Source organism: Bartonella sp. ML70XJBT.G (genome assembly GCF_028618575.1).
GTDB lineage: Bacteria > Pseudomonadota > Alphaproteobacteria > Rhizobiales > Rhizobiaceae > Bartonella.
In genome coordinates, this window is sequence record NZ_JAQITA010000077.1 from 1 (window position 1) to 1283 (window position 1283).

2 protein-coding genes are annotated in these 1283 nt (G+C 41.3%); both read left to right on the top strand.

Translation table 11 applies throughout. The features are described from left to right. Positions 1-551: hypothetical protein (locus PVV64_RS10365; RefSeq protein WP_273760903.1), on the top strand; the 551-nt coding region annotated here is incomplete at its 5' end. Positions 552-561: 10 nt separating this feature from the next. Further along, positions 562-1283 (top strand): hypothetical protein (locus PVV64_RS10370; protein WP_273760904.1); only part of this gene is annotated, 722 nt, incomplete at its 3' end.

Here is a 1283-nt window from a genome sequence, read left to right on the forward strand (position 1 = left end):
ATGTCAAAAAAGGTGATTTAGGTGGGTTTATACAGTTTGAACGTAACTTAAGTCACGAAGGCAATTGCTGGGTTAGTGATGATGCATGTGTTTATATCCTTGCACAAGTTTATGAAAATGCGGAGGTTCATGATGATGCCAAAGTTTTTTATGGTGCAAGGGTTTATGGGAAATCTCGTATTTATCATAATGCCCAAGTTTATGATCGTGCCGATGTTTTTGGTAATGCCGATGTTTTTGGTAATGCCGAGGTTTTGGGTAGGTCCAAGGTTTTTGGCAATGCCGAGGTTTGTGGTGATGCCAAGGTTGATGACTGCGCCCATGTTTTTGGTGATGCTTTTGTTTGTGGGCAAGCATGTGTTGGTGTGGCAGCTCGTGTTTATGACAATGCCAAGGTTTATGGTTGTGCTAAGGTTTCAGGCAGTGCCCGTATTTTTGATGATGCTCAAGTTTATGGTGATGCACATGTTTATGGGTGGGCTGAGATTTATGGCAATGCCAAAGTAACCGGCAATACAGAAGTTTCCCAAAATAACACTGTTTTAAGATAGGGCAATAATCATGGAAAAGAAATACGAATTGACTGATGAGACAATCGAAGTTGGTTTCAATACACTTCATAGGATTAGAGCATTAAGAGATTTTGGAAATGTCAAGAAAGGTGATCTTGGCGGCTTTGTAGAGGATGAAGATAATTTAAGTCATGAGGGCGATTGTTGGATTTATAATGATGCTGAAGTTTATATGGGTGGCAAAGTTTACGACAGTGCTAAGGTTTCTGGTGCCGCTCGTGTTTATGACAATGCCAAGGTTTATGGTTTTGCCGATGTTGATGGTTGTGCCGAGGTTTCTGGTCATGCAATGGTTTATGACAATGCCGAGGTTTATGGCAATGCTGAAGTTTTTGGTGGTGCCAAGGTTTTTGGTGATGCCAAGGTTTATAATGATGCCGATGTTTTTGGTTTTGCCAAGGTTTATGGCTTTGCCGAGGTTTATGACAATGCTTGGGTTTATGACAATGCTGAAATTTATGGAAAAGCCCATGTTTTTGGCGGGGCTTGTGTTTTAGAATCTGCTAAAGTTTTTGATACGGCAAGAGTTTACGGTGCGGTGAAAGCCTATGGCGAAGCCTATATTTTTGGCAATGCAGATGTTTGCGGGCATCAAGAATACGGCAGTAAGAATAGAGTTTTTATACGTTCACAGAACGCAAATGAAGCCCATAAGAATGATGACGGCAAGTCACGTGTAGAGCTTATACCGCCTTTAGCACTGATGGAAAT